Annotated in this window: 1 protein-coding gene; it reads right to left on the bottom strand. The window is 50.3% G+C overall.

Going from position 1 to position 790, the window contains the following annotated elements; all coding sequences use genetic code 11:
• Window positions 1-75: 75 nt before the first annotated feature.
• Window positions 76-690: a hypothetical protein gene (locus tag C446_RS18490; RefSeq protein WP_152419360.1), complete on the bottom strand. Its 615-nt coding sequence runs from the start codon at window positions 688-690 to the stop codon at window positions 76-78.
• Between the last annotated feature and the right edge of the window lie 100 nt (window positions 691-790).

Genomic DNA, 790 nt, shown 5'->3' with positions numbered 1-790 from the left:
GTCGATTTCCATACCAACCTCGATTTCCTCGACTTCACCCTTCTAACCCGTGATATCAGCTGATTAGATCGCTCTTCAACAGAGCACGATAATCAGGGCCTCGGTTGGCGCGTCGTCGTCATCTCGCTCGACGTATTCTAGTTCCGAGAGGACGACGCTTTCACCATGCTTCGGCGTCCCATCGTCTCTATCTTCTGTTTCAACCGCGATCGTGACGTGACCCTCGTCGTATGCGTCGAACTCCTCGGATTTGATATCGACCTCGAACGAGACAACAGTCCGAATTGTCTCTCCGTCGGACGATCGACCGGCAAATACCTCATTTGGACGTAATTTGTTGCCTGACTCCTGAACGATCTTTCTGAGATCGCGGTACGCTTCTGTCCGCCTTGCAGCCGCTGCAGCCTTCTTTGCTTCCGGTCCCTCAAGAATTTCGTTTTCTATATCATTTTCGGGACTGTCTGCAGTAACCGGTCCCGTCATCCCTCCTATACCTGTAATCCCCACAGCACCTACTGTCAGGCTTTGGAGAACTGTTCGTCGACTTTTCGGATTTTGGCCGGCCCGTTCGTTGTTTCCTTCGAGATGTCGGGTATCGTTGTCGGCTCTTTCCACACGTTTGTCCGTGTCAACTGATTCATTCATTTCCTCATCGCCTTCCGCTTCACTGTCCGATCTTTCTCCAGTCATATTTGATTATAATAGCCCGTTGCACGCTTTCGAAATTAGCTCCGACCTATCGCGGTGTAGTCACTAGCGTCTAAAATAGTCACTTTAACTAGACTAGAAG

Origin of the sequence: Halobiforma nitratireducens JCM 10879 (genome assembly GCF_000337895.1) — an archaeon.
Taxonomy (GTDB): domain Archaea; phylum Halobacteriota; class Halobacteria; order Halobacteriales; family Natrialbaceae; genus Natronobacterium; species Natronobacterium nitratireducens.
This window is presented reverse-complemented; position numbering and strand designations above follow the sequence as displayed.